The organism is Glycomyces sp. TRM65418, assembly GCF_019710475.1.
GTDB lineage: Bacteria > Actinomycetota > Actinomycetes > Mycobacteriales > Micromonosporaceae > Glycomyces.
Window position 1 is genome coordinate 62,280 of record NZ_JAJFAX010000016.1, and the last position, 25,814, is coordinate 88,093.

Below are 25,814 nucleotides of genomic sequence, written 5' to 3' on the forward strand. Positions count from 1 at the left end.
GTGTCTCGTCTCCTTCGGCTAGACCCGGGCGGGGGCGGCGGATTCGTTGAGGTACTGGCGCATCTTGCGCAGTCCCTTGGCGCACTGGCTCTTCACCGTGCCGGTCGAGCAGCCCATGGCCTCGGCGGCGTCCTCCACGGACAGGTCCTCCCAGTACCGCAGCACGAGCGTCGCCCGCTGCCGGGGCGGCAGCCGGTCCATCGCCTCGGTGACCGCGAGCCGGAGGTCGATCTCCTCCTGCGGGGCGTCGATGAGCGTCGACGGCACCTCGTCGCTGGCGCGCTCGCGGCGCACCCACGCCAGGCGCCGGTGCGAGAGGTAGACGTTGACGACGATCCGGCGCACGTACGCCGGAGCGCCGATCGGGTCCACGCGCTTCCAGGCGGCGAACATCCTCGTCAGCGCCTTCTGCACGATGTCGTCGGCCTCGTACCAGTCCCCGCACAGCAGATACGCCTGCCGCCGCAGGCCGTCGCGCTGGGCGAGCGCGAACGACCGGAACTCGGCCTCTTGCTGCTCCTTGCTCTTCACGGGGCCTCTTTCAGATGACGGGTCAGGAGCCCGGCCCGCCTTCATCGGTGGATGCGGCGAGGCCCGGCACGGGTACATACCCGATGGACCCGACGCCCGGTTGCCCGTTGCCGCGTCAATCGGCAACGCGTCGCCGCGGTGACCCCCGGCCGAGTCCCGGCCCGCGGCACTCGATGAAGGCCGTCACGCCGTTCATCGTCTCGCGGCGACGGTTCGGCGGTGTCGCGGATCGCCGGCGTCGAGCAGGCCGACTGCACTGAGGACTGAGCCGAGCGGCGGCGGACCGGGCCTCCGCTGGAGTGCTGAGCGGTGTCGCCTGGGGGCGGGTGACGACGTGAACGGTCCGCATCAGCGCCGGCCTTTCTCGTAAACGGGTCCGCTCGACGTCGGTCCCGGTTTGAATAGAGGCGCCGGCGTCGCCCGACGGCACCGGTCGATTTACATCATTCGATGTGTCGGCTCGTGCGCGACGGGTATCCCGCTGGCACGGAACGCCACTTACGGAGGAGGAGCGGATGTCCGACAGCGAAACCGGCCAGGTCACTGGCACGCAGGACAAGGACTACAACATCATCTGGTTCGTCGAGGCCTGCCTGAGCAACGCCTTGCGCCTGGAGCAGTACATCGCCGACGCGGACCGCGCCGGCGACAGCGAACTGGCGGACTTCTTCCGCCGCGCCCAGGGCGCGAGCCGCAAGGGCGCCGAAGAGGGCAAGGAACTCCTCGCCAGGCGGCTCAACAGCTGACCGGACCCCGATGCCCGCAGCCCAGTGGACAGGGCTGCGGGCATCGGTCCGTCCACCGGCGGGCGATGCCGTCGTCGCTCGCTCAGCGCTCACCCGTCCGCGCGGGCGGGGACGCCGAAACGCACTTTCACGCCGGGGGAGTACAGCACGCTCACCGGTTCGCCCGACGGTTTCGGGACTCCCGCCGCGGCCACGAGGTTCTCGTCGCACTCGGTCAATTCGGCCCGGTGCAGCGGCCAGCGCGGGTGCGCGTTGGGGAGGTACGTCAACCGGCCGCCGACGGCGTGGTGCAGGCGCCAGCGGGCGGTCAGGAAGTGCTCCAGTTCGGTCGGCTCGTTCAGGCGCTCGCCGACGCGCACGGTGATGCGGCTGCGCGCGCCGCGCGGGCCGGGCCAACGGCGCGAGCCGGTGTACCTGACCGTGTCGCCCTCGGCGCGAACGTCCATGCGCGACCACATGTACGGCAGCCGGAACCCGGCCCGCGCCGCCGTCACGGCCGCGAGCCGGGAGGCGTCGAGCGAACGGAAGACCACGCCGCGGCGCCCCTGCCCGTCCACCGAGTACAGGCGGACGTTGGTCTCGGCGAACGAGCCGAAGTAGGGGACCCCCGGGAGGCGGAACAAGCCGGCGCGGTGCATGCGGAAGGGGATGAGGCCGACGAACGTGGCCCCGTCGAAGGTGTCGGGCACGGTCCCCGCGGGAAGCAGCCCGGCCACCGCCGCCGGGTCGACGGTCCAATGCAGGAACGCCACGTCGAGCCAGGACTGGGTCATCAGCGGGCTGGTGATCGGCTTCCGAGGCTCGGTGGTGACGGGTTCGGGACGCGATGGATCGGACACCTCGACAGCATCGCATGTCACGACGCTCGCTCGCACGGCCAACGTCCGATCCGCCTCCGGGGCGCCCAGTTCCGGGGGCGAACGCCGCGGCGACGGAGCCGGTGCGGTCCTTCCGTCCGGGGCCGAGCCGAGCGGCGTCACGCCTGGGCGACCGGCTCCTTCGCCGTCTTGTCGCGTGCGGTCGCCGAGGTCGCCAGGGCGGTCGCCAGCGCGGCCGCGGCCAGGGCGGCGCCCGTGAGGGCGGTGCCCCGCGTGCCGACCTGGGCGAGGGTGAGCGCCCCCGAGGCCGAGCCGAGGGCGATGCCCACGTTGAACGCGATCGAGTTCCCCGCGGAGGCGGTGTCGGTGCTGCCGGGCGCGAACTCCATGACGCGGTTCTGGAGCGCCGGGGTGAACAATCCCATGGCCAGTCCGGTGAGGACGATGGTGACGGCGGCGGCCCAGGGGTCCGTCCCGAAGGCGAACATGGCGATCAGGGTGCCCGTGAGCAGCGCGGTCGGCAGGATCACCGCGAGCCGCTGGTTCCGGTCGGACAGGAGGCCGCCCAGCGCGATGCCGCCGAAGTCGATCACCCCGCGTGCCAACAGGAGCGGCCCCAGCAGCCCGGCCGACATGCCCGCCACCGCCGTGACGAACTCGGCGGTGTACGTGAAGACGGCGAAGAACCCCGCCACGCCCAGCCCCGTGGTCGCGAGCACCAGGGCGTACCGGCGGGCGTCGGGAGTGGTGCCGCGTCCGGCGTGCTCGTGCCGCGCCGGCCCGGACGGCAACGCCGCGGCCAGTGTGGCGAACGCGATCGAACCCAGCCCCGCGACGGCGAGGAAGGCGGTCTGCCAACCGATGTGCTGGCCGAGCCAGGTCCCGGCGGGCATGCCGAGCATCGGGCCGAGCGATCCGCCGGTGAAGACCACCGCCATGACGCGACCGCGAACGCGGACGGGGAACATGCCCGCGGCCACCGGCGACACGACCGCCCAGAAGACGGCCTGGCTCAGCGCGCTCAGCACGCGGGCGCCGAGCAGCGGCCCGTAACCGGGCGCCGCAGCGGAGAGCGCCGTCCCCGCCACGAGCATCGCCATGAGCCCCAGCATCAACGGCCGCCGCGGGACCCGCGCCACGACGCGCACCAGCGGCAGCGTCACGACCACCACGATGACCGCGTACCCCGTGACCAGCAATCCGACCTGCGACGGGGAGACGTCCAGGTCCGCGGCGATCTCGGCGAGCAGGCCCACCGGCAGGGTCTCCGCCGTGACGTAGCAGAACGCCGCGAGCGAGAGGGCCAGGAGCGCCGCGACCGAACGTCCGTCGAATTCGGACGACTTCATGTCTCACCACCTCGCTCTCGGCCGCCTGGTCGCCTCGCGGCCCAGTCGACCATAGCCGCGCCGCCGTCTCCGCCGCATCGTCGTCTCCGCGCGCCGCCTGACGGACCTGCCCGGTCCGGGGGTAGGGAGGCGGAGCCGCTCGGCGGCCTTCTCGAAAAAACCTCTGCACGGGGTGTCCTGCGATGTCGAGAACCGGGGTCGGGCGCCGTCCCAGGGGTGTCGGCGGCGAGCGGCGCCGCCCGGACATGGAGGATGGAACCATGGCGAAGTACCTGTTGCTCAAGCACTACCGCGGCGGACCGCGGCCGCACCCGAACGCCGAGGGCACCATGGAGGAGTGGACCCCCGAGGAGATCACCGCGCACGTCGCGTTCATGCAGCAGGTCGCGGACGACCTGCGCGAACGCGGCGAGTTCGTGGACGCCCAAGCGCTCGCGCCCGAGGGGGAGTTCGTGCGCTACGACGGCGAAGGCCGCCCGCCGGTCACCGACGGCCCGTTCGCCGAGACCAAGGACCTCATCGCCGGCTGGATGATCATCGACGTCGAGTCGAAGGAGCGCGCCTACGAGGCCGCCGCCTACCTCTCGTCGGCCCCCGGCAAGGGCGGTGAGCCGCTGCACGAGTGGCTCGAAGTGCGGCCGTTCTACGGCGAGCCGTCCGTGGTCGAGTGACCCGGTCCCGATGATCGACGATCACCTGCTGCGGGACCTGACCCCGCAGATCCTGGGTGTCCTCGTCCGCCGCGGAGCCGACTTCGCGGCGGCCGAGGACGCCGTCCAGGACGCGCTCATCGAGGCCGTGCGGCGCTGGGACGGCGAAGCGCCCGACGACCCCAAGGGCTGGCTGGTCACCGTCGCCTGGCGCAAGTTCCTGGACGCCCGGCGCTCGGCGTCCGCCCGGGCCGTGCGCGAGATCGCCGTGCGGCGCGAGCCGGCCCCCGGCGCCACCGAGCAGGCGGACGACACGCTGCTGCTCCTGAGCCGCTGCTGCCACCCCGCCCTCAGCCCGGCGTCGGCCGTCGCCCTGACCCTCCGCGCGGTCGGCGGCCTGACGACCGCGCAGATCGCCCGCGCCTTCCTGGTGCCCGAATCGACCATGGCGCAGCGCATCTCGCGCGCCAAGCGGACGCTCGCGGGCGAGCGGTTCGAGCGCCCCGGCGACGTGCGCGCCGTGCTGCGCGTCCTGTATCTGATGTTCGACCAGGGGTTCGCCGGCGTGAATCCGGGATCGAACCGGAGCGTCGGCGACGCCGACCTGGCCGCCGAGGCCATCCGCCTCGCCCGCCAGTTGGTCGCCTCGGTGCCCCGCGACCCCGAAGCCACCGGGCTGCTCGCCCTCATGCTGCTGCACCACGCCCGCCGCGCGGCCCGGCTCGACGCCTCGGGCGGCCTGGTGCCGCTGGCGCGGCAGGACCGGTCCCGATGGGACACCGCGATGATCGCCGAAGGCGTCGAGCTGCTGCAGGGCGCCCTCGCGCTCGACCGACTGGGGGAGTACCAGGCGCAGGCCGCGATCGCCGCGCTGCACGACGACGCGGCCTCGGCCGAGGAGACCGACTGGCCGCAGATCCTGGAATGGTTCGACGAGTTGACGCGGCTCGTCCCGGACAGTCCCGTCGTCGCGCTCAACCGCGCGGTCGCCGTCGGCCACGTCGACGGACCGCTCGCCGGACTGCGGCTGGTCGAGCAGCTCGACCCGGGCCTCCCTCGCCGCGACGCCGTGGCCGCCTACCTCTATGAGCGGGCCGGCGACCACACCGAGGCGGCGCGCCTCTACGCGGTCGCGGCCGAGACCGCGCCCAGCCTGGCCGAGCGGGCCCACTTGGTCAAACAGGCCGCCCGACTGCACCAGGCGCGCCGCGCCCAAAGCTGAGCCGATCCGAATGTCCTACGAGGACACTCACCTCGCGACGTCTTGCGTCTCGCTCTCCCCGCCCGTCACGGCTCGAGCGCTGACGCCTTGCGGGGCAATCATTCCTGTATCGGTACAAGCTTCACATTACCGCCCGGTAACGGTAATGTGCTGACTACAACCCATCGACAGCGATGTTTCCGAACAGGAGACTGCCATGTCCACTCCCCGGAAGCGCTGGACGGCGATCACGGCCGCCGCGGCGCTGACCCTCCTCGCACTGTCCACAGCGGTCGCCGCAGCACCGGCCGCGGAGCGCCCCGACATCGTCCCGCTGCCCGACCACCTCGAAGCCGTCCGGGCCGCCGAGGCCACCGAGCTGTACGGCAGCCCCGACCTCCTCCCGCTCGAAGACCGGCAGACCTCCCTGGTCTCCATGGGCGACAGCGAGATCTCGGGCGAAGGGGTCGGCAACTACGACCCGAACACCCATCGAAAGGGCAACTGGTGCGACCGCTCCTATGACCAGGCGCTGTTCCGCACCGGCATCGAGAGCGACGTGCAGTACAACGTCGCCTGCTCCGGCGGCGCCTCGCCGCACCTGGTCGAAGGCTCCGGCCAGCGGCAGTGGGACGAGCTCAACCAGGGCGACAACCTCGCCATCAAGGCCCGCAACACCCACGTCAAGCTGGTGTGGATCGTCGTGGGGGCCAACGACGAGGGCGGCATCGAGTTCGGCCCCGTCGCCACCCAGTGCGCCACCCAGCGAATCCTCCTGCAGGGACCGTGCTGGCCCGACCACACCGAGGACTGGGAGGCCCGCGTCGACGTGAGCCGCCAAGGCGTGGAGACCGCGATCGACGCCGTGCGGCAGACCATGACCGACGCCGGTTACCTCGCCTCCGACTACGACATGGTCGTCATGTCCTACCCCAGTCCCGGCGGCCCCGACGTGGAGGACAACCCGAACTTCCCCGGATGGTGGAGGGGCGGCTGCCTGCTCTACCTCGCCGATGCCGCCTTCGCGCGCAACAAGGCCGTGCCCCTCTTCGAGGAGGGCGTCCGCCGCGCCGCCCTGAACAAGGACGTCCGCTACCTCAACGCGCAGCGCCTCTTCGACGGCCACGGCGTCTGCGAGGCCGAGCCCTGGGCCCGCGGCGTGTACGCCGAGGTGGGCCTGCTGCCCTCGGAGCACGCCTTCCGGCAGTCCCTGCACCCCAACTACCGCGGCCACGGGGCCTTCGCCCAGTGCATCACCCGGTTCTACGAGCATCCCGAATGGGAGCAGGCGACCTGCGTGGACCCGGCCAGCACCGGCGCCGCCGAGCTCTATGAAGGACTGTTCGAGTTCACGGACGTCAAGCACACCGGCAGCGGACGGTGCGCGGACGCCGAGGGCTACGACTCCAGGAACGGCACCGACCTCCTCGCCGCGGACTGCGACGGCGGCCGCAACCAGGGCTTCTGGTACGACGAGCGCCGAGGCTCGCTCCACGTGGAGCTCAGCCACGACCGCTGCGTCGACGTCGAGGGCGGCACGATGCGCGCGGGGACCGCGCTGGTGCTGTGGGACTGCCACGGCGGTCTCAACCAGGAGTTCGTCGTGAGCCACGCCGGCATCCACCCGGTCGGCCACTCGGACCTGTGCCTCGGCTTCGAAGGCACGGCGATCGCGGCGCCGCTGGTGCTCACCGCCTGCGGCACGGCCGCGAGCGCGCTCACGCTCGCCGAACGCGACTACGCCGACCCGGCCGGCTACGGCTACGACGACTGGATCGGCGCGAGCGTCTACTGACGAGAGCCGGTTCGCCGGCCCCGCTTCCGATAAAGGAGGCGGGCCCGGTGAACCGGCTCGCTCCCGCTCACCGCGGGACCGAACGCCTCAGGCGTCGTCGTACGCCGCTTGGAGGACCGAGGACTCGATCTTGCCCATCCGCAGCATCGCGTCCGTGACGGCCTGCGCCTTGGCCTCGTCCGGGTCGCTCCGCAGCTCGAACAGCAGCTTCGGGACGACCTGCCAGGAGAGGCCGAACCGGTCCTTCAGCCAACCGCACGGGCCCGGCTCGCCTTCGGCGGTGAGCGCGGCCCAATAGCGGTCCACCTCGTCCTGGGCGTCGACCTGGACCATGATCGAGACGGCCTCGTTGAACCGGTACTGAGGCCCGCCGTTCAAGGCGATGAACCGGAGCCCGGCGAGTGCGAACTCGACGGTCAGCGTGGCGCCGGGCGTGCCGGGCCCGCCGGGGCCGCCCTTCATGACGCGGGTGATCGCACCGTCGTCGAAGATCGAGGTGTAGTGGTTCGCGGCCTCCTCGGCCCGGTCCTCGAACCAGAGGAACGCTGTCAGCTCGGGCATGGTGGGTGGTCTCCGTTCGGGATCGCGGTGCTCGGCACCGGTATGGACTGCGGGAAGGCGAAGCGTCGGCCCGGGTCGTAGGCGGCCTTGACCGCCGCGAGGCGGGGGAGGTTGTCGGCGTGATACGCGCGCGGCCCGTCCTCGAGCGCCGGATCGGGGAAGTTGGGGTACACGCGCCCCGATCCGTCGGCGTGCGCGATCGACCAGGACGCGTCCACCCAGACAGGATCCGCCGCGGCCCCGTGCTCGACGAGGTACCGCTCGCCGCGGTGGGCGAAGGCCGTCGCGGACGCGGGGACCCGGTTGTAGGCCCCGCCCATGGGCGTGAAGGCGAGCCGCCGCAGCCCGGTGCCGGCGTTCCCGAGGGCGGCGGTCAGCGCCCGGATCGTCTCGGGCCGCATCGGCGCCGCGAAGAACTCCGACCGGATCTGCAGGGCCGATCCCGGCCGCCCGTCCGGATCGGCCTCGGCCAGTGTCGCTTTGAGACGGTGGTACGGCACCGCGTCCCCGATGTCGATCGGCGGATGGGATCCGGCCATGGAACGGAACTCGCCGAGCAGCGCCTCCGTAGGGGACTCGGCGAGCAGCGAGGCGCCGGAGAGGACCGCCTCGGCCGGTCGTCCCGGTTCGGCGACCACGGCGAGGTTCGCGGTGAGCCCGTCGGGCGCGTCCGGGGCCCAGCGCTGCCACGCCGCGATCACGTCCGCGACGTCGGCTCGGGGCCAGCGCACGCGGAACGGACGCGCCGTCGGCTCGGGAACGGTGGCGAAGGTCAGTGCCGTGACGACGCCGAACTGGCCCCCGCCCGCCCCGCGCAGGGCCCAGAACAGATCGGGCTCCCGGTCCCGGTCGCAGTCGACGACGCGGCCGTCCGCCAGCACCGCCTGCGCGCCGACGAGGCGATCGCAGGTGAGCCCGTACGCACGGCCGAGCAGGCCGATGCCGCCGCCGAGAGTGAGCCCCGCGATGCCCACCGTGGGCCCGCACCCGGCGGGAAGGGTCCGTCCGTGCTCGTGGAGCCCGGCGTACACGCGCGCCAGTCGGGCGCCCGCGCCGATCACGGCCAGATCGCCGTCCACAGCGACCGCGTCCAGTCCGGCGAGGTCGAGCACGATCCCCTCGGTCGAGGACCGCCCCGCGAAGCAGTGGCCCCCGCTGCGCGGGGCGATGTGGATCCCGGTCTCGCGCGCGTAGGCGAGCGCGAGCGCGACGTCCGCGACCGAGCGGCACCGGAACACGAACCGAGGACGCACGTCCGCGAACCCGGGATGGGCGGGACGGCGTACGGCCTCGTAGCCGGGGGAGGAGGGTTCGAGCACCTCGCCGTCGAGTCGCTCGCGGACCTGGTCCAGATCGATCATGGATCCGAGGCTATCGGCGCCGTCCCGGCCCCGTCTTGAACGAAACGAGCATGGTCACCGCGGCGGTGGTGCGGCCCGGTTCGCGAGGAACGGCGTGTAGGACGCGGCGTGGTCGTGCCCGCAGTCGCACCGGCCCACCAGGTCGCGAGGGGTCAGCCCGGTCAGGCTGAGGCATTCTCGGCCGAGATGCGCCTGATCGGCGTACCCCGCCTCGGCCGCCAAGGCGGCGTATCCGCGCGCCGAGCCGCCGAGGCCGGCCTGCGCCAACGCCAGGAACCCCTGGAACCGCAGCGTTCGCTGGAGGGTCTTCGGTCCGACGCCCACCGCGTGGAGGCAGCGGCGACGCAGCTGACTGCTCGAGATCGCCAGCTGCTCGGCGACGGCGCCGACCTCGGCCGTGCGCCACGGCATCAGCAGTCGCACCGCCTCCCTGACGAGCGGATCGACGCGTCCGAGGCTGCGGCAGACGTGCAGCAGACGGTCCTGGAGGAGGTCGAGCGCCGCCTCGGGCCCCGGGGCGTTCGCCATCGCCTCCCCGAGCCGGTCGGCCGCGCCGCCCCACACCTCCTCGAGCCCCACGCGCCGATCCACCAGGTCGTCGAGCACCGTCGGCAGCGGTGGTCCCGCCCCCGGGTGAAAGCGCGCCCCCACGACGGTGGTGTGCGGGGGTACGACCTCGAGGTTCGGTCCGGTGAGCGGTCCGATCAGCTCGGACCGCCCGCCGATCGGGCAGTGGATCTCCACGCCTCCGGTGGGGAGATTGCGCTGCACGAACGCCGTCGCCCCCGTACGCTGCACCCAGACGGCGCGCACCGCCCCGGCCAGTTCCGCCCGCGGCGGGCGCTCGGAGTATGACGGCGTCACACGCACAGGCTATATCCCCGCGGCCCCGATGCGGTATGAGCGGTTTCCACCCTCCGGGGCGCGCTGTCGCCCCGCGAAGCCCGCGAGGCACGGGTGAGGAGCGGCGAGACGGGTACTCCGAGGCACGCGACGACTTGAAGGAGGACGCATGGACGTGCAAGTGACCGACGCGCCCGAACAGAACCGCTACGAGGCCCGGATCGGCGACGACCTGGTCGGATTCGCCGAATACCGCCGCAAGGACGGCACGATCACGTTCGTCCGCACCGAGGTCAGCGATGAGGCCCAGGACTCCGGCGTCGGTTCGGCGCTGGCGCGGACCTCGCTGGACGAGGCCCGCGCGGCGGGCCTCCAGGTGGAGCCGGTCTGCCCGTTCTACGCCGGTTGGATCGAACGCCACCCCGAGTACGGCGACCTCGTCCACGAGGAGGCGCCGCGCCTGGGGGAGGAGGACTGAGGCCGACCGGTCCGCTCAGGTGAGGACGACGAGCCGCTGGGTCGCGCGCGTCATCGCGACGTAGCGGTCGACCGCTCCTTGGACGCCCTCGCCGAACGACTCGGGGTCCACCAGGACGACCAGGTCGAACTCGAGGCCCTTCGACAGCTCGGGGGTGAGCGAGCGGACGCGGGCTCGGCCGGGGTAGGCGGGATCGCCGATGACGCAGGCGGTCCCGTCGGCGTGCTCGGCGAGCCAGGCGTCGAGGACCGACTCCAGATCCGAGGCGGCCCCGTACGCGACGGGGACGCCGGTGCGGCGCACTGAGGTCGGCACGTTGGCGTCCGGGATCGCGGCCTTGACGACCTGCTCGGCCTCGGTCATGACCTCTTCGGGCGTTCGGTAGTTGATGCTCAGCGAGGCCTGCTCGATGCGCTCGAGGCCGATCCGCTCCAGCCGTTCCCGCCACGACTCGGTGAACCCGTGCCGGGCCTGGGCGCGGTCGCCGACGACGGTGAAGCTGCGGGAGGGGCAGCGCGCGAGCAGCATCTGCCATTCGGCGTCGCTCAGCTCCTGCGCCTCGTCGACGACGATGTGCGCAAACGGCCCGGCCAGCGGGTCCGGAGCGGCGGCGGCCCCCGCGTTCTCCTCGACGAGGGTGTCCTGGAAGTCCTGCCCGTGCAGCATGATCATCGCGCCCTCGTTGTCGTACTCGGCCGCGAGCAGGTCCTCGATGACGTCGTCCATGCGCTCGCGCACGGCGGCGGCCTCGGCCGCCTGCCGCCGGGCGCGCCGCGACGCCTCCGGGTCGCCGAGCCGCCGCCGCGCCGCGTCGAGCAGCGGCAGATCGGCCGCGGTCCACGCGAACGGGTCCTCGCGCTGCAGCTTCGCGACCTCCTCGTCCGCGAGCCAGGGCGCGCACCAGTGCAGGAAGTCGGGCGCCTTCCACAGCGCCGCGACGAGATCGGGCGGCTCGATCAAGGGCCACGCCTTGTCGAACGCGGCCACCAGCTCCCGGTGCCGCGCCAGCGACCGGCGGAGCAGGTCCTCCGAGACATCCGCGTCGTCGGGGTGCTTGGCGATGAGGATCTCCAGCAGTTCGTCCCAGATCAGGTCGCGCGCCTCGTTGTGCGGTGTCCCGGGCCCGGCCGCGTCGAAGGCCTCGGCCCAGTCGTCGGCGCTGAGCCGCACGTCGGCCCAGTGGGTCTCCACCGTCATCTCCTTCGCGGGCGGGCGCTCGTAGCGCCCGACGGCGGGTTCGATCGCCCGCACCAGGCGCGCGGACGCCTTGAGCCGGGCCACCTCGCCGTCCGTCTCGACGGCCGCCGCCTCGCCTTCGGGCACGAGGTCCCGCAGGGTGCAGATCTGGACGCCTTCTTCCCCGAGGCTCGGGAGGACGTCGGCGACGTACGCGAGGTAGGGCTGGTGGGGGCCGACGAACAGCACGCCGCCGCGGCGGTGCCCGAGGCCCGGCTCGGCGTAGATGAGGTACGCGGCGCGGTGCAGCGCCACGACGGTCTTGCCGGTGCCCGGGCCGCCGTCGACGACGAGGGCGCCGCGGGAACCGGCCCGGATGATGGCGTCCTGGTCGGCCTGGATGGTGCCGAGCACGTCCTGCATCCGCTCCGACCGGTCGGCGCCGAGGCCGGCGATGAACGCGGACTGGTCGTCGAGCGCGGCGTGCCCTTCGAGCCCTTCCGGGGCGAACACCTCGTCCCAGTAGTCGCTGATGCGCCCGCGCGTCCAGCGGTAGCGGCGGCGGCTGGCCAACCCCATCGGGTTGCCGTGGGTCGCGCCGAAGAACGGTTCGGCGGCGGGGGAGCGCCAGTCGAGCAGCAGCCGCCGGCCGTCGCCGTCGGTGAGCCCGAGCCGCCCGATGTAGGTCGCGGTCCCGTCGGCCGCGACGATCCGGCCGAGGCACAGGTCGAGGCCGTATCGCCGCAGGGTGCGCAGGCGGGCGGCGAGCCGGTGGATCTCCTGGTCCCGGTCGAGCGCCGCCTGACCCGTGCCGCCGGGCGCCTTGCGGGCGGCGGCGAGCCTGTCGGACAGGTCGTCGATCGACTGCTCCAGGCTCGCCGCGATGGCGGCGAAATGCCGTTCGTCGTCGGCGATGAGCGCCGGATCGGCTTTGGCGGCGAGGTGGTCGGGCAGGTGGAACGCGCTGTCGGTGCGCTCGTGCATGTCATCGGCTCCCTTCGAGCAGCATGTCGGCGGCCGCGTCCGCGCCGTCGGTGCGGACCTCGGCGGCCACCGCTTCGGCGCGGGCGCGGGCCTGCGGATCCAGGACCGTTTCGAGCGCGGCCGAGAACGACGCGAACGTGGGCGCCGGGCCGTCGTGCGCCGCGCCGATGCCCAGGGCGGCCACGCGGCCGGCCCAGTACGGCTGGTCGGCGATCTGCGGCACCACGAGCTGCGGCGTGCCCGCGGCGGCGGCCGTCGTGGTCGTGCCCGCGCCGCCGTGGTGCACGACCGCCGCCACGCGGGCGAACAGGCGCTGGTGGTTGGCCTCGCCGATCGCGAAGCAGTCGTTCCCGTCGTCGACGAGGCCCAGGTCGGCCCAGCCCTTCGAGACGACCGCCCGTCGGCCGTGCGCGCGGACCGCTTCGACCGCCACCGGCGCGGCCTCCTTCGCGGTCTGCCAGGGCATGCTGCCGAAGCCGATGTACACCGGCGGTTCGCCCGCGTCGAGGAAGGCCTCCAAGTCGGCCGGGAGGGGCCGCTCGTCCGGCAGGAGCCACGCGCCGGTCTGGACGACGTCGGCGGGCGATCCCGGCCAGGGCGCCAGGACCGGGTCGGCCGCGAGCCACGGCCGCCCGGTGTAGACGTACTCGCGGACATCGCCGACCGGCGGCAGTCCCAGGGCGGCCCGGTGCTCGTTGAGCGGTCCCTCGTACAGCGCGTCGAGGTTCTCGCGGTCGATCTCCCACAGGACCCGGTTGTCGCTCTCGCCCTCGGGGAACGGCTTCCCCGGTCGCGGCAGCGGCGCGTGGTGCGGCGAGGGCAGGACCCCCGGGATGAAGCTCACGAACTCGTATCGGACGCCGAGCCGCTCGGCGGCCAGGCGCGCTCCCGCCGGCGGCAGACCGGTCGCCGCGATCGCGTCGCAGCCCCCGCCCGCCCCGGCGACCGCGGCGAGCTGGTCGGCGACGAGCTCCGCCGCGAACCGCCGCGCGCGGTGCGCCTGCGGCACGTCCGCGCTCACGACCGGCCGCAGCGGCCGCCCGAGCGGCACCAGCGCCACGCCGATCCCGGCGAGCAGGTCCGCGAACTCCGCATCCGGCGGTGCGCACACCAGCACCTCCGCGCCGCGCTCGCGCAGCCGCGCCGCGAGCGCGGCCATGGGCTGGACGTCGCCGCGCGATCCGATGGTGGTCAGCAGTACTCGCATGGGTGCCTCCGCAGTGCCGTGGTCTCCAGGTCGACGACACGATTGTGCACCCCCTTGACCTGCGAAAACGCACCCCGGTGGACCCTTCGGCGCGGTCGGTGCGATATAAACTGAAGTGGGAAGAGGCGAGGGGCCCCTTCCCTTCGTCGTCTCCGAGGCCCGATCGCCGGAGCGACGCCGCCACGGCCCCAGGGACCACCCCGCCTCCTGCGGCCGCGGCCTCGAACCGGTGAGGTCACCGGTGCCACGGTCACCGTCTGCGACGGACGGGTTCACCAGACGAGTCCGAATAGGGCTATCGTTGCCTGTGAGGCCGCCTCGATCCCCACCGGGCGGCCGTCACGCCGACCCCCGCAACCGGCACCCATCACATTCCCGTATACGCAGTCCACAGTCTCGGCCGAAGTCATGGGAGCGCTGCGCCAGCGTTGTCGCCCGTCTCCGCCTTCACCGCGTCTCGGCCCCGTCCCGCGAACCGCCTCGACTCCTCGACCCGAAGGTGAGCATGCGAATGCGTACCACTTCTCTGCGCCTGCTCGGCGCGATCGACATGACCCGCGAGGGCAGACAGATCCATCTCGGACCCGCACGCGAACGGGAGTGCTTCGGCGCGCTCGTCGTCCGCCGCGGCACCCCGGTGATGGTCGAGCAGCTCATCGCCGACCTCTGGGGCGACGCCGCCCCCGACAGCGCCGTCAACGTCATCCACACCTACATCAGCCGCCTGCGCCGCCGGATCGGCGGCGACGGCGAGGACGGCCTCATGCGCTCGCTCCGACCCGGCTACACCATCGACCCCGCCTCGGTCAGCCTCGACGTCGAGGACTTCGAGCGGGACCGCCGCACCGGCCTCGCAGCACTGTGGACCGGTGACCTCGATCAGGCCCGGCACTCGCTCGAGGCCGCGCTCGGCCACTGGACCGGCACGACCGCGCTGCACGGCGCGACCGGCCCGCTCGCCGTCCAGGAACGGCGGCGGCTCGACGAGCTCCACCTCGACACCCTCGAGACGGCCATGGCCCTGCGGCTGCGCGAGGGCACCCGGCGCGACACCCTCGCCGAACTGTCCACACTGGTCCGCAAGCACCCGTTCCGCGAGCGCCTGTGGATCCTGCTCATGCTCGGCCTCGCCGGGGCCGACCGCCGCGGCGAAGCGCTCATCGCCTACCACGACCTGCGCGCGCTCCTCAAGGAGGACTTGGGCATCGGGCCCTCGCAGCGCGCGCAGCACCTGTTCTACGACCTGCTCTCGGACCGCCCGGGTGACGAGCTCTGGACCGAGCACCTCACCCTCACCGTTCGGCAACGATAGGAGCCACCGATGCGCACCCGACACTTCCCGGCCCCCGACCTCACCGTCTCCCGCTACTGCCTGGGCACGATGTACTTCGGCACGACCGTCCCGCGCGACACCGCCTACGCGATCCTCGACCGCTACGCCGACGCGGGCGGAAACCTGCTCGACACCGCCAACTGCTACGCCTTCTGGGCCGACGGCGGCACCGGCGCCGAGAGCGAGCGGCTCATCGGCCGCTGGCTCGCCGACCGCGGCATGGCCGGGACCATGGGCGTGGCGACCAAGGTCGGCGCGGCCCCCGCCCGCCCCGACGAGCCCTACCACGGCGGCAACCGGGAGGGCCTGTCCGCCAAGCGGATCGTCGAGCAGTTCGAGCAGAGCCGCGAACGTCTCGGACTCGACGTGATCGACCTCTACTACGCCCACGCCGACGACCGCGCGGTCCCGCTGGAGGAGACCGTCGAGGCCTTCGGCGGCCTCGTCCGGGACGGCGCGGTCCGCGCCCTCGGCGCCAGCAACCACGCCGTGTGGCGGCTGGAACGGGCCCGCGCCCTCGCCGCCGCCGCTGGCCTCCCGGGGTACCAGGCGATCCAGCAGCGCCACACCTACCTGTACCCCAGGCCCCTCACGGTGCCGGTCCCCGAGTCGATCCAGCTCGCGGCGGGCGACGAGCTGCTCGACTACGCCGCGGTCGAACAGCTGCCGGTGTTCGCGTACTCGCCGCTGTCCAACGGCTGCTTCACCAGGGACGACCGGCGCCCGCCCGCCGCCCCCGTGGACTACGACCACCCCGGCTCGGCCGCGCGCCGAGCGGCCCTGCGACGGGAGGCCCAGGCCCTCGGCGTGACGGCGAACCAGCTCGCCCTCGCGTGGCTCGCCTCCGGCCCGGCCCCCGTCGTCCCGGTGCTCGGCGTCAGCTCCGTGCCCCAATTGGACGAACTCCTCGCGGCAGCCGACCTGGAACTCGATCCGGAAGTGCGCCAGCGGCTCAGCGCGTCCTGACCGATTCCAGCGGCCGTCCAGGTCCGCTTCAGGCCGCGTCGTGACCCGGTACAGCCGCGCTGATTACGGTGATCCCATAAGCATCCACACCCCGACTCCGGGAGCGCTTCCATGGGCAGTCCCCTCACCGTCAGCGCGATCGTCCCGTGCCACGACGCGGCCGACACGATCCGCGCCTGCATCGAGGCGCTCGCGAACCAGACCCGCGCGCCCGACGAGATCATCGTCGTCGACGACGCCAGCACCGACGACTCGGCCCGCATCGCGGCCGGATACGACTGCCGCGTCATCACATCGGAGCGCAACCGCGGCCCCTCCGCCGCCCGCAACACCGCCATCGCCGCCGCCGGCGGCGACGTCCTCTTCTGCGTCGACGCCGACGTGGCCCTGCGCCCCGACGCCGTCGCGAACGCCCTCGCCCTGCTCGAAGCCGACGACGACCTCGACATCGTCCACGGCACCTACGAACCCGAACCGCAGACCGGCACCGGCGTCGTCGAACGCTATCTCGTCCTCCGAGAAGCGCACTGGCGCCACCGCTTCGCCGGTCCGGCCAACGTGGTCGTCTTCGCGGTGGCCGCGGTCCGCCGGGAGGTCTTCGACCGGTTCGGACCGCTCGACGAGCGGCTGCGCGACTGCGAGGACGTCGAGTACAGCGCCCGCATGGCCGGACGCGCCTCCATCGTGATCACCGAGACCGTCGCCGGACGGCACGACGCCGGCTCGACCCTCCTCCGCGCCCTGCGCACCCAGTGGCGGCGCGCCGTCCCCCTCGCCTCCCTGCGCCCGGACCCGCCGGTCCGGCTGGAGCGCATCAACCGGATGCGCTCGCTCGCCGCGACCGCCCTCGCCCTGGCGCTCCTGCCCCTCGCCGTCCTCTACCCGCCCCTCCTCCTCGGCTCGGCCGCGGCGATCGCGTTCGCGCTGGCCGCCGACGCCGGCCTCATCCGCTACTTCGCCCGCCACGCGGGCCGGGCCGCCGCGGTGCGGCTCACCGCCGTCCACGTGTGCTTCCTGGCGGTCCTCGTCTGCGGCATCGCCGTCGGCCTCACCGCCCCCCGCCGCCCCGCCACCACTCCGGACAGGAGCATCGACCATGCGACTCATTGACATCGACGAAGCCGAGGCGATGGACCTGAAGGAGGTGCAGCGCCTCTACCGCCGGTACGTCAACAGCAGCCAGGTCTCGCTGATGACCTCCTTCGGCTTCGGCCGCGCCCTCGTCGACCGCGCCGAAGGCTGCTACCTGTACCTCAAGGACGGCCGCCGCATCACCGACCTCACCGGCGGCGTCGGCGTGCTCAACCACGGCCACAACCACCCCGCCATCCTGGAGGCGCGCCGCCGCTTCGCCGAGCGACAGCGCATGGAGGTCCACAAGACCTTCTTCTCGCCGTACCTGGCCGCGCTGAGCCACAACCTCGCCGAGGTCATGCCCGGCGACCTCGACCACTCGTTCTTCCCCAACTCCGGCGCCGAGGCCATCGAGGGCGCGGTCAAATGCGCCTACAAGTACCACGGCGGCAAGCGGAACACCGTCCTGCGCGCCTCGTCGGCCTTCCACGGCAAACTGCTCGGCTCCGGCGGCCTCACCGGCGCCCAGGGGCACGGCTTCCGCTTCCCGACGATCCCCGGCATCGACTCGTTCGAGTACGACGACCTCGACTCGGTGCGCCGCACGGTCGCCGCCCACCCCGGCGACGTCTACGCGATCCTCATCGAGCCGTTCAGCGCCTCCACGATGGGCCAGTGCTCGAACGAGTTCATCATGGGGCTGCGGCGGCTGTGCGACGAGGAGGACATCATCCTCATCTTCGACGAGATCTACACCGGCTGGGGCAAGACCGGCACCATGTTCCACTTCATGCGCCACAAGGGCCTGCTCCCCGACATCCTCTGCACCTCCAAGGCCCTCGGCGGCGGCAAGTCCTCCATCTCCGGCTTCACCGTCCGCGGCCCGGTCTACCGGCGGGCCTACGACAACCTCGGCGACGCCCTGCTCCAGACCACGAGCACCACCTACTACGGCTTCGGCGAGGAGAACGCCACCGCCATCGAGGCCATCCGGGTCGCGGTCGAGGACGACTTCCCCGAGCGGGCGCGCGCCATCGAGGCGATCCTCCTGCCCGGCCTGGAGCGGATCGCCAAGGCCTTCCCCGACGAGGTCGCCGACGTGCGCGGCAGCGGCGCCCTGTGGGGACTGTTCCTCCAGGGCGGCACCGGGTTCGTCGAACCGCTGCTCAAACTCGTCCCCGGCGGCCTCGCCAAAGACCCCGGCTTCCGCCACAAGCTCATCTCCTCGGCGTTCCTCCAGGCCATGTACGAGGACCACGACATCCTCCTGTACTACACCCTCAACGGCGACCACCCGGCCGTGATCGGGCCGCCGCTGGTGACCCCGCACGAGGAGATCCGCCGCTGCCTCGACGCGATCGAGTCCACACTGGCCGTCGGCGTCGGCCGCCTGGTCCGCCGCTTCCTCAAGCAGAAGGTGAGCAGCCTGTGGTGACCGCTCCGATCCTCGTCACCGGCGCCGCCGGCGTCCTCGGCTCCCGGCTCACGACCGAACTCCTCGCCCGGGGAACCGAGGTCGTGGCCTACGACCTCAGGCCCCTCGCCCCCGCCGACGGCCTCGACGTCCGCACCGGCGACGTCCGCGACACCGACGCGCTCCTCCGAGCCGCCGAGGGATGCGCCGCGATCGTCCACTGCGCCTCCGCCCTGCCGTCCTACCCCAAGACCCAGATCCGCTCGATCATCGTCGACGGCGCCGCCTCCATGCTCGACGCCGCCAAACGGGCCGACGTCCCGCACGTCGTCCACATCTCCTCCACGGCCGTCTACGGCCTCCCGCGACTCGTGCCCACCCCCGAAGACCACCCGCACGAACCCGTCGACACCTACAGCGCCGCCAAGGCCGAGGCCGAACGCCTCGTCGCCCCCCACCGCGCCGACCGGTGCGTCAGCGTCGTCCGACCCAAGACCTTCCTCGGACCCGGCCGGCTCGGCCTGTTCGGGATGCTCTTCGAATGGGCCGAGGAAGGCCGCCACTTCCCCGTCATCGGCAAGGGCGACGTGCGCATCCAGATGCTCGACCTCGACGACCTCGTGCGCGCCGTGCGCACCGTCCTCGACGCCCCGCTCGAGACCGCCGACGACGTCTACAACATCGGCGCGGCCGAATTCGGGACGATCCGCCAGGACTTCCAAGCGGTCCTCGACGAAGCCGGATACGGCCGCCGCATCCGCTCCCTCCCGGCCGCGCCCGCCATCGCGGCGCTCCGGGCCGCCTCGGCCCTCGGCATCTCGCCCGTGTACGACCGCCTCGTCCGCAAACTCAAAGCCGACTCCTACGTCGACACCGCCAAAGCCGCCGAACGCCTCGGCTTCACCCCGCTCCACTCCAACCGCGACGCGATCCTGCGCACCTACCGCTGGTGGCGCGAGCAGCCGACCGACACGGGCGGCGCGGCCGGGGCCACCAGCGCCGACCGCTGGCGACAGGGCGCGCTCGCCGCCGCCAAATGCCTCTACCCGGCCGCTCGACGCCCCGCCCGACCCCATGCCGCTCGAACCGAGGGGACCCTCCATGACCAGCCTCAAGACCGAAGCGATCGCCCCGCCGACCGCACCGACCGGTAGCCGCCGCGCCGTCTGGGCCCCGATCGCCCTGGTGCGGCCGTGGCAGTGGGTCAAGAACGGTGCGGTCCTCCTGCCGCTGCTCGACCCCGCCACCTGGGGCCACGCCTCCTGGACCCGCCTCGCGCTCGCAGTCGCCGCGTTCGTGCTCGCCTCCTCGATGGTCTACGCCGTCAACGACATCGCCGACCGCGAACGCGACCGGCACCACCCCGTCAAACGCAGCCGGCCCGTCGCCTCGGGCGCGGTGACGGTGCCCCGGGCCGTGCTCATCGCCGCCCTCTGCGGCGTCGGCGCCGTCCTCCTCGCGCTCGCGGCCTCCCCGGGACTCCTGATCGCCGTCGCCGCCTACGCGGTGCTCAACTTCGCCTACAGCCGCGGACTCCGCGACGTGCCGGTCCTGGAGCTGTTCATCGTCGCCGTCGGCTTCCCGCTGCGCGCCCTCGCCGGCTACCAGGCCCTCGACGCCGTCCCCTCCAGCGTCGTCATCCTCTCCACCCTGTTCATGTCGCTGCTGCTGGTGCTCGGCAAGCGCCGCAGGGAACTCGACGTGGCCACCGACCGGCACCGCCGCGCCCTGCGCGGCTACACCCCGGGCCTGCTCGACCAGCTCGTCTCGATCACCGCCGGACTCGGCACCGCCACGTTCCTCCTGTTCGCCCTCGGCGGCCCGCACGCCGCCGACGACAAGTGGCCCCTCGCCATGCTCGTGGTGCCGCTGCTGGTCGCCGCCCTGTTCCGCTACCTCCAGCGGATCACCGTGAGCGGCGGTGACGGGGATCCGACCCGGCTCCTGCTGCGCGACCCCGCCCTGATCGCCCTCGCCGTCGCCGCCTTGGCCTGCATCGCCGCCTCGGCGCTCCTCGGCGACCCGTCCGCCCTGTTCGCCCAGAGAGATTGAAGGAGACCATGACCACGACCGACAGCGCCGCCGAGACCCCCGCCGAAGCCGCACCGGAGGCGCCGCGCCGGCGGCGCTGGTGCCGGTGGACCCGACTGGTCGTCGCACTGACCGTCCTGTGGTCGGCCGTCCTCCTCGCCCACCTCGTCCTCAGCGGACGCGTCTGGTGGTGGTCGCTCATCGAGATGGTGCCGCCGTTCGCGCTCCTCGTCCCGCCCGCGCTCCTCGCCGTGCTGGCGATCTGGGTCGCGCGCGGCGTGCGCTGGCGACTGTGGACGGTGGCCGCGGCGGCCTTCGTCATCGCCTACCCCATGGCGGGCGTCAACGTCGGCTCGCTCTTCACCGACGGCCCGAGCGGCGGCGACGCCGACGTCACCGTGTTCACCTGGAACACCGACTACTGGCACACCCGCTGGGACGACCCCGAGGCGTTCTACGACTACCTCCTCGAACAGGACGCCGACGTCTACCTCCTCACCGAGTACCTGACCCGCACCGACCGGGTCGAGGAGATCGACGACGAGGCGGCCCTGCGCGAGCACTTCCCCGACTACGAGATCGTCATCGCCAGCGAGCAGGTCACCCTCTCGCGCCTGCCGATCGTCGACTGGGCCGCGCTCGACACCGAGGCGCTCATCGGACCCGACGACCCCGGCGCCCCGCCCGCGGACGACCCGTGGCGCGAGTACTGGACCACCAAGATCCTCCGCACCGACATCGAGATCGACGGCGAGATCGTGTCGATGTACAACATGCACCTCTCGGTGCCCGTCCCGACCGGCGAGAGCTCGCCCCTCCGACCCGAGTTCTACGACTACGTCGAAGCCCAGTTCCAACGGCGCTCCTCGCAGTTCACCGTCCTCAACGAGGACCTCGACGCGAACCCCAACCCCGTGTTCATCGGCGGCGACCTCAACTCCACCACCCTCAGCTCCGGCGTGGCCGAACTGCGCGACCGCCTCGAATGCTCCGAACCCGACGAGCTGATGCCGACCACGTGGCCGGAGATCCGCTTCCCGTTCCCGCAGTGGTGGCGCCTGGACTGGGCGTGCACCGGCCCGGGACTGGCCGTCGCCGACTACCGGATCCACTCCGGCGGCGGCATGTCCGACCACGCCGCCCAGAGCGTCGCCCTCGACGTCCTGTAGGTCCCTTGCCGACTTCGCCGCCGAACGAGAGGAAGCCCTCCGTGAACCGCCGTTACGACGTCTGCGTCGTCCTCACCTACTACGCGCCCTACACGAGCGGCCTCACCCAGGTGGCGACCGACGTCGCCGAGGCGCTCGCCGAGCGCGGCCGCCGGGTCGCGGTGGTGGCCTCGCAGCACGACCGCGCCCTGCCGCGCTACGAGGTCCGCACGGGCGTCCACGTCCACCGCGCCCCGGTCGCCGCCCGCATCGGCCGCGGGGTCGTCAGCCCGGGCTTCGCGCGTCTCGCCGGCCGCGTCGCCCGGCAGTCGTCGGTGGTCAACCTCCACCTGCCGATGCTGGAGGCGGGCCCGGTCGCGCGCGCCGCGGGGGAGGTGCCCGTGGTCGCGCACCACCACGACGACGTGTGGCTCTCGAAGGGCCTGTTCGCGCCCGCCCAGGTCGCCGTCGTCGAGGCTTCCGCCGCGGCGGCGCTGCGCCGCAGCGCCGCCGTCGTGGTGTCCAATCTCGACCACGCCCGCGCTTCGCGGCACTGGCCGCTCATGGAGCAGCGCCAGGTCCACGAGGTCCCGCCCCCGTGCCGCCGCCGCAAGGGCGGGAGCCCGCTCTTCCGCGAGACCGCCGGCCCGCACGTCGGGTTCCTCGGGCGCATGGCCCCCGAGAAGGGCCTGCACCACCTGGTCCGGGCCTTCACGGACTGGCCCGACCCCGAGGCCCGGCTGCTCCTGGCGGGGGACGAGGCCGTGGCCGGCGGCGCGGTCGTCGCCGACCTGCGCCGCCTCGCCGGAGACGACGAGCGCGTCCGGTTCCTCGGGCGGCTCGACGAGGACGACATCGCGCACTTCCACGCCTCGCTCGACGCCTTCGCGCTGACCTCGGTCGCCGAGGAGTCCTTCGGCATCACCCAGACCGAGGCGATGCTGTCGGGCGTCCCGGTCGTGGCGAGCGACCTCCCGGGGATGCGGGTCCCCGTGCGCACCACCGGTTTCGGCGAACTGGTCCCGGCCGGAGAGCCCGCGGCGATCCGCGAGGCGCTCCAACGCGTGTGCCGCTACACCGCGGAGCGCCGCTCCACCGGAGCGGCCGCCGCGATCGAGGCGTTCTCGATGGAGTCCTCGCTGGACCGGTACCTGCGCGCCCTGGAAGCCCACCGATAGACGAGCAGCGCGGCTCCGCCGGAGCCGCGCTGCGATCGACGCACTGGATGTCCCGCTCGGCACCCGCGGGCCTCGCGGTCGTCGGGCATACGCGTCAGCCTCGTCGCGATCGAAGCGCTCTCGGCGGCATCCTCACGCGGGGCCCATGCGGGCCATAGCGGTCGACCACGGGCGTTACACCGCAGTGCGCCGCTCCACCGGGGCCGCGTCGGCGATCGAAGCGACCTCGACGGAGTCCTCTCCGGAGCGATGCCTCCGCGCCCTGGTCGCCCACAGGTAGACCACCAGCGCGGCGGCCACCTCTCCAAGCGTCGCCACCACCCGGCTGGTGACCGCCACGGCCCCGGCCATCGGCAGCGGCAGCACCACCGCCAGCGCCGCCACCAGGATGCCCTCGCGCACGCCCAGACCGTCGGGCACGATCACGACGAGCGCCCCGACGACCAGGGCGAGCCCGAACAGGCCCACGCACAACCAGTACGAGGACCACGGATCGGCCCCGGCGGCGATCGCCAGCAGCCACAGGTGATGCCCGGTCACCAGCCAGGACACGGTCTGCAACCCGACCGAGGACCGAATGGACCGGTCGCTGTACGCGAGCGGCGGCCGCGCACGACGCAGCAGCCGCAGCAGCAGCGACATCCCGCGGTTGACCAGCCCGGGCCGTGCGACCAGCACGAGCGCGGGCAGCGCCGCCGCGAGCACCCACCAGGCCCGGTCGCCGAACGCGGCCGGAGCGGCGATGAGGCCCACGAGCATCCCCGTGGTGACCATGACGAGGATGTTCAGGACGTACACCCCGGCCATGCGGCCCGCGCCGATCCCCACATCCGTGCCCATCCGCACGTTCACCATCAGCGTCCACAAGCGACCGGGCAGGTATTTGACGAGCATCCCGGCGAAGAAGATGTTCGCGGCGTCGGGCACCGACACCGGCTCGCCCGCGCCGTTCGCCAGCGCCCGCCACGCCAGCATCCCCAGCACCAGCCCCACGAGGTTGACCAGGGCGGCGGCCGCGATCCACGGCGCGTTCGCGCCGCTGGCGAAGGACAGCGCGCCGCTCCAGTCCTGCCCGCGCATGGCCATCCCGATCGCGACCGCGACGGCGACGACGACGGCGAAACCGGTGAGCCGCCACAGGATCCGCTTGGCCCGCTTCATGAACGACCCCGCAGCGGCCGGAAGACCCCGACGGCGCTGGCCAGGCCCGAGGTCCCCACATAGAGCAGGTGCAGCCCGTACACCGCAGCGGCCCAGCCGATCCCGCGTCTCGCGGCAATCCGCAGCAGCGGCGCGCAGGCGGCCCCGAACCCGATCGCGAACGCCACCGGCGCCAACGCCAGCCACGGGGACCAGAGCACGAGCGGCACGCTGGCGGGGATCGCGGCGGCGGCGAGCACCGCCGCCGGTCCGAACGCCCCCGTGCTCACGGCAGGCCGGTGCTCCGAAGACCGTCCCGGCCCGGCCTTGCGGGCGCGGAACACGAGCTCGGCGAATCGCAACGATCGCCGCCACTGCTCCTCCAGCAAGGCCCCCAACCGGTCGACGTCGTCGTGGCGTCCGACGACTCCGGGATCGGTCACCACGACCGCGTCCTCCGGAAGCCGGGACCCGAGATCGACGTCTTCACCGGATCTCAGCGCCTCGTCGAAGCCGCCGGTCGCCTTGAAGACCTCGGTGCGGATCGCGGTGAGGGCGAACAGCGTCGCCCCGCCCCGCCCGGCGGATCTGGTGCGCCAGTGGTGCTCGAACAGCGTCTTGTACCGTTCGACCGGCCCGTCGTCGATCATCGGTTCGGCGGCGTAGACGCCCTGGACCAGGCCGATGCGCGGGTCCCCTTCGAGGACCGCGGCGGCGCGGGCCAGCGCGTCGGGCCGCAGCTCGATGTCGGCGTCGAGGAAGAACAGCACCTCGCCCGCCGCCTCGGCCGCCCCCCGATTCCGGGCGGCGGCCGGCCCCCGGTTCGGTTCGACCCGGATGACCTTGCAGCCCAAGGCCTCGGCGATTTCGGCGGTGCCGTCGTCGCTGGCGTCGTCGACGACCACGACCTCCCCGGGCCTGCGGCTCTGGGTCTGGACGGCCTCGATGCACCGGCGGAGGGTCTTCACGGCGTTGTGGCAGGGGACGATGACCGTCCACTGCGATAGCTCGGTCGACATATTCCGATGGTGCGGCGCTGGACTGAAACCGGCCGATATTCGACCTGTACCGGACCTGCGGATGCGGCGGTGCAAGGCGCGGAAGCGACGCTTGCGGGGCCACCGCGTGGAGGCGTGGTCCTCTCGGTTGCGGCGCCGGGGAGGAGCATCCGGTTCAACGGAGGCTTCCTCACCGAACGCGGCCTGGCGGGCGTCGACGCGGCAACGACACACCGGCACGGGATTGACTACCGGATCAGTCGCCTCTCGCCTCCCCGGGCCGCGTCGACTGGACGACGCCTTCCAGGAATTCGACGGCCAGCGCCTGCGCGTCGCGGTTCCGTTCGAACGCGAGCCCGGACTCCGCGCCCCAGCGCTGGTACAGGTCGACGCACGACAGCAGCGCCTTCCCGGCCGCTTCACGGTCGTACCCGCAGGCCGTGGCCCGCATGGCCTCGGCGCGTTCGGCGTCGAGCGCTTCCAAACGGCGCACGCCCTGCAGCAGCAGTCCCTCGCGGTGGCAGATGAGGGGGCCGAGGACGGTCTCGCGCAAGAACGCGAGGAACCCGACGACCTCGAACAGCTCACCGCGCGCGAGTCTGGTCGCCCCGTAGTGGACCCACACCCAGAATCGGTCCTCGATCCACTGGAGGTCCAGCCGCGGGGGGCGGGGCGGACGTTCGGCTGTCGGGCGGGGCGGTGGTCGAGGTTCAAGCGGGCGGCGACAACGAGGCGAACTGAGTGTCGGGGCGGTCGTTCGGCTGTCGGGGCGCGGGCGCGGGCACGGGCCGCGGGGGCGGGTCGCGGACGGTTTCGGTTGCGGCCCTGTCGG

Annotated in this window: 24 protein-coding genes; 13 read left to right on the forward strand and 11 right to left on the reverse strand. The window is 72.8% G+C overall.

The features are described 5' to 3' along the window. Positions 1 to 18 precede the first annotated feature (18 nt). Positions 19 to 531: a SigE family RNA polymerase sigma factor gene (locus K3N28_RS22670; RefSeq protein WP_228095094.1), complete on the reverse strand. Its 513-nt coding sequence runs from the start codon at positions 529 to 531 to the stop codon at positions 19 to 21. 515 nt (positions 532 to 1,046) lie between these two features. Here K3N28_RS22670 and K3N28_RS22675 point away from each other — a divergent pair. Then, the gene (locus K3N28_RS22675; protein ID WP_228095095.1) at positions 1,047 to 1,277 is read left to right on the forward strand and encodes a hypothetical protein; all 231 of its coding nucleotides are present in this window, start codon (positions 1,047 to 1,049) and stop codon (positions 1,275 to 1,277) included. Positions 1,278 to 1,366: 89 nt separating this feature from the next. On the opposite strand, the gene K3N28_RS22680 is transcribed toward K3N28_RS22675, so the two are convergent. Both K3N28_RS22680 and K3N28_RS22685 read right to left on the reverse strand, forming a co-directional pair. Next, on the reverse strand, positions 1,367 to 2,050 hold the full coding sequence (locus tag K3N28_RS22680) for a YqjF family protein (protein WP_374209865.1): 684 nt from the start codon (positions 2,048 to 2,050) through the stop codon (positions 1,367 to 1,369). A gap of 203 nt (positions 2,051 to 2,253) precedes the next feature. Next, on the reverse strand, positions 2,254 to 3,444 hold the full coding sequence (locus tag K3N28_RS22685; protein ID WP_228095097.1) for an MFS transporter: 1,191 nt from the start codon (positions 3,442 to 3,444) through the stop codon (positions 2,254 to 2,256). 260 nt (positions 3,445 to 3,704) lie between these two features. Between K3N28_RS22685 and K3N28_RS22690 the strand changes: the two genes are divergently transcribed. The 3 genes from K3N28_RS22690 (at position 3,705) to K3N28_RS22700 (ending at position 7,090) form a co-directional block, all read left to right on the forward strand. Beyond that, on the forward strand, positions 3,705 to 4,115 hold the full coding sequence (locus tag K3N28_RS22690) for a YciI family protein (RefSeq protein ID WP_228095099.1): 411 nt from the start codon (positions 3,705 to 3,707) through the stop codon (positions 4,113 to 4,115). Between the two features lie 13 nt (positions 4,116 to 4,128). Continuing rightward, positions 4,129 to 5,316: an RNA polymerase sigma factor gene (locus K3N28_RS22695; RefSeq protein WP_374209866.1), complete on the forward strand. Its 1,188-nt coding sequence runs from the start codon at positions 4,129 to 4,131 to the stop codon at positions 5,314 to 5,316. 196 nt (positions 5,317 to 5,512) lie between these two features. Then, positions 5,513 to 7,090 carry a ricin-type beta-trefoil lectin domain protein gene (locus K3N28_RS22700; RefSeq protein WP_228095103.1) on the forward strand — a complete coding sequence of 526 codons (1,578 nt, stop codon included), beginning with the start codon at positions 5,513 to 5,515 and terminating at the stop codon, positions 7,088 to 7,090. An 87-nt stretch (positions 7,091 to 7,177) separates the two neighbouring features. Here K3N28_RS22700 and K3N28_RS22705 read toward each other — a convergent pair whose 3' ends face one another. The 3 genes from K3N28_RS22705 to K3N28_RS22715 are packed head-to-tail and all read right to left on the reverse strand — an operon-like array spanning position 7,178 to position 9,876. Next, positions 7,178 to 7,651 (reverse strand): VOC family protein, encoded by a 474-nt coding sequence (locus tag K3N28_RS22705; protein WP_228095104.1) that lies wholly within the window; start codon positions 7,649 to 7,651, stop codon positions 7,178 to 7,180. Continuing rightward, positions 7,639 to 9,012: an FAD-binding oxidoreductase gene (locus K3N28_RS22710; RefSeq protein WP_228095105.1), complete on the reverse strand. Its 1,374-nt coding sequence runs from the start codon at positions 9,010 to 9,012 to the stop codon at positions 7,639 to 7,641. Before K3N28_RS22710 ends, K3N28_RS22705 begins: the two co-directional genes overlap by 13 nt. Positions 9,013 to 9,066: 54 nt before the next feature. Then, a complete protein-coding gene (locus K3N28_RS22715) occupies positions 9,067 to 9,876 on the reverse strand; it encodes a DUF6597 domain-containing transcriptional factor (protein ID WP_228095106.1) in 810 nt (269 codons plus the stop codon). A gap of 148 nt (positions 9,877 to 10,024) precedes the next feature. Between K3N28_RS22715 and K3N28_RS22720 the strand changes: the two genes are divergently transcribed. Then, positions 10,025 to 10,333 carry a GNAT family N-acetyltransferase gene (locus K3N28_RS22720; RefSeq protein ID WP_228095107.1) on the forward strand — a complete coding sequence of 103 codons (309 nt, stop codon included), beginning with the start codon at positions 10,025 to 10,027 and terminating at the stop codon, positions 10,331 to 10,333. A gap of 15 nt (positions 10,334 to 10,348) precedes the next feature. Here K3N28_RS22720 and helR read toward each other — a convergent pair whose 3' ends face one another. Together helR and K3N28_RS22730 are read right to left on the reverse strand one after the other, a co-directional pair. Next, positions 10,349 to 12,493, reverse strand: coding sequence for an RNA polymerase recycling motor ATPase HelR (helR, locus tag K3N28_RS22725; protein ID WP_228095108.1), 2,145 nt, complete (start codon positions 12,491 to 12,493; stop codon positions 10,349 to 10,351). 1 nt (position 12,494) lies between these two features. Next, positions 12,495 to 13,700: a glycosyltransferase gene (locus K3N28_RS22730; protein ID WP_228095109.1), complete on the reverse strand. Its 1,206-nt coding sequence runs from the start codon at positions 13,698 to 13,700 to the stop codon at positions 12,495 to 12,497. Between the two features lie 511 nt (positions 13,701 to 14,211). Here K3N28_RS22730 and K3N28_RS22735 point away from each other — a divergent pair. The 8 genes from K3N28_RS22735 to K3N28_RS22770 all read left to right on the forward strand — a co-directional run bounded on the left by K3N28_RS22735 (position 14,212) and on the right by K3N28_RS22770 (position 22,844). Further along, entirely contained in the window at positions 14,212 to 15,012 is an 801-nt protein-coding gene (locus K3N28_RS22735) for a BTAD domain-containing putative transcriptional regulator (protein WP_228095111.1), read from the forward strand. Positions 15,013 to 15,021: 9 nt separating this feature from the next. Then, on the forward strand, positions 15,022 to 15,999 hold the full coding sequence (locus K3N28_RS22740; RefSeq protein ID WP_228095115.1) for an aldo/keto reductase: 978 nt from the start codon (positions 15,022 to 15,024) through the stop codon (positions 15,997 to 15,999). Between the two features lie 111 nt (positions 16,000 to 16,110). Beyond that, positions 16,111 to 17,109 carry a glycosyltransferase family 2 protein gene (locus K3N28_RS22745; protein ID WP_228095117.1) on the forward strand — a complete coding sequence of 333 codons (999 nt, stop codon included), beginning with the start codon at positions 16,111 to 16,113 and terminating at the stop codon, positions 17,107 to 17,109. Next, positions 17,096 to 18,508, forward strand: a complete 1,413-nt coding sequence (locus K3N28_RS22750; RefSeq protein WP_228095122.1) for an aspartate aminotransferase family protein — start codon at positions 17,096 to 17,098, stop codon at positions 18,506 to 18,508. The genes K3N28_RS22745 and K3N28_RS22750 overlap by 14 nt, the downstream gene beginning before the upstream one ends. After that, positions 18,505 to 19,641 carry an NAD(P)-dependent oxidoreductase gene (locus K3N28_RS22755; protein ID WP_228095128.1) on the forward strand — a complete coding sequence of 379 codons (1,137 nt, stop codon included), beginning with the start codon at positions 18,505 to 18,507 and terminating at the stop codon, positions 19,639 to 19,641. The genes K3N28_RS22750 and K3N28_RS22755 overlap by 4 nt, the downstream gene beginning before the upstream one ends. Continuing rightward, complete coding sequence (locus K3N28_RS22760) at positions 19,589 to 20,539, forward strand: UbiA prenyltransferase family protein (protein ID WP_228095130.1); 951 nt, start codon at positions 19,589 to 19,591, stop codon at positions 20,537 to 20,539. The genes K3N28_RS22755 and K3N28_RS22760 overlap by 53 nt, the downstream gene beginning before the upstream one ends. A gap of 8 nt (positions 20,540 to 20,547) precedes the next feature. Continuing rightward, the gene (locus tag K3N28_RS22765; protein ID WP_228095132.1) at positions 20,548 to 21,687 is read left to right on the forward strand and encodes an endonuclease/exonuclease/phosphatase family protein; all 1,140 of its coding nucleotides are present in this window, start codon (positions 20,548 to 20,550) and stop codon (positions 21,685 to 21,687) included. A gap of 41 nt (positions 21,688 to 21,728) precedes the next feature. Then, positions 21,729 to 22,844 carry a glycosyltransferase family 4 protein gene (locus tag K3N28_RS22770; RefSeq protein WP_228095134.1) on the forward strand — a complete coding sequence of 372 codons (1,116 nt, stop codon included), beginning with the start codon at positions 21,729 to 21,731 and terminating at the stop codon, positions 22,842 to 22,844. Positions 22,845 to 23,018: 174 nt separating this feature from the next. On the opposite strand, the gene K3N28_RS22775 is transcribed toward K3N28_RS22770, so the two are convergent. From K3N28_RS22775 to K3N28_RS22785, 3 genes are all read right to left on the reverse strand, one after another. Continuing rightward, positions 23,019 to 24,005 carry a lysylphosphatidylglycerol synthase domain-containing protein gene (locus K3N28_RS22775; RefSeq protein WP_228095135.1) on the reverse strand — a complete coding sequence of 329 codons (987 nt, stop codon included), beginning with the start codon at positions 24,003 to 24,005 and terminating at the stop codon, positions 23,019 to 23,021. Then, positions 24,002 to 25,003 (reverse strand): glycosyltransferase family 2 protein, encoded by a 1,002-nt coding sequence (locus K3N28_RS22780; RefSeq protein WP_228095137.1) that lies wholly within the window; start codon positions 25,001 to 25,003, stop codon positions 24,002 to 24,004. The genes K3N28_RS22775 and K3N28_RS22780 overlap by 4 nt, the downstream gene beginning before the upstream one ends. A gap of 235 nt (positions 25,004 to 25,238) precedes the next feature. After that, positions 25,239 to 25,607, reverse strand: a complete 369-nt coding sequence (locus tag K3N28_RS22785; protein ID WP_228095139.1) for a hypothetical protein — start codon at positions 25,605 to 25,607, stop codon at positions 25,239 to 25,241. Positions 25,608 to 25,814: the final 207 nt, after the last annotated feature.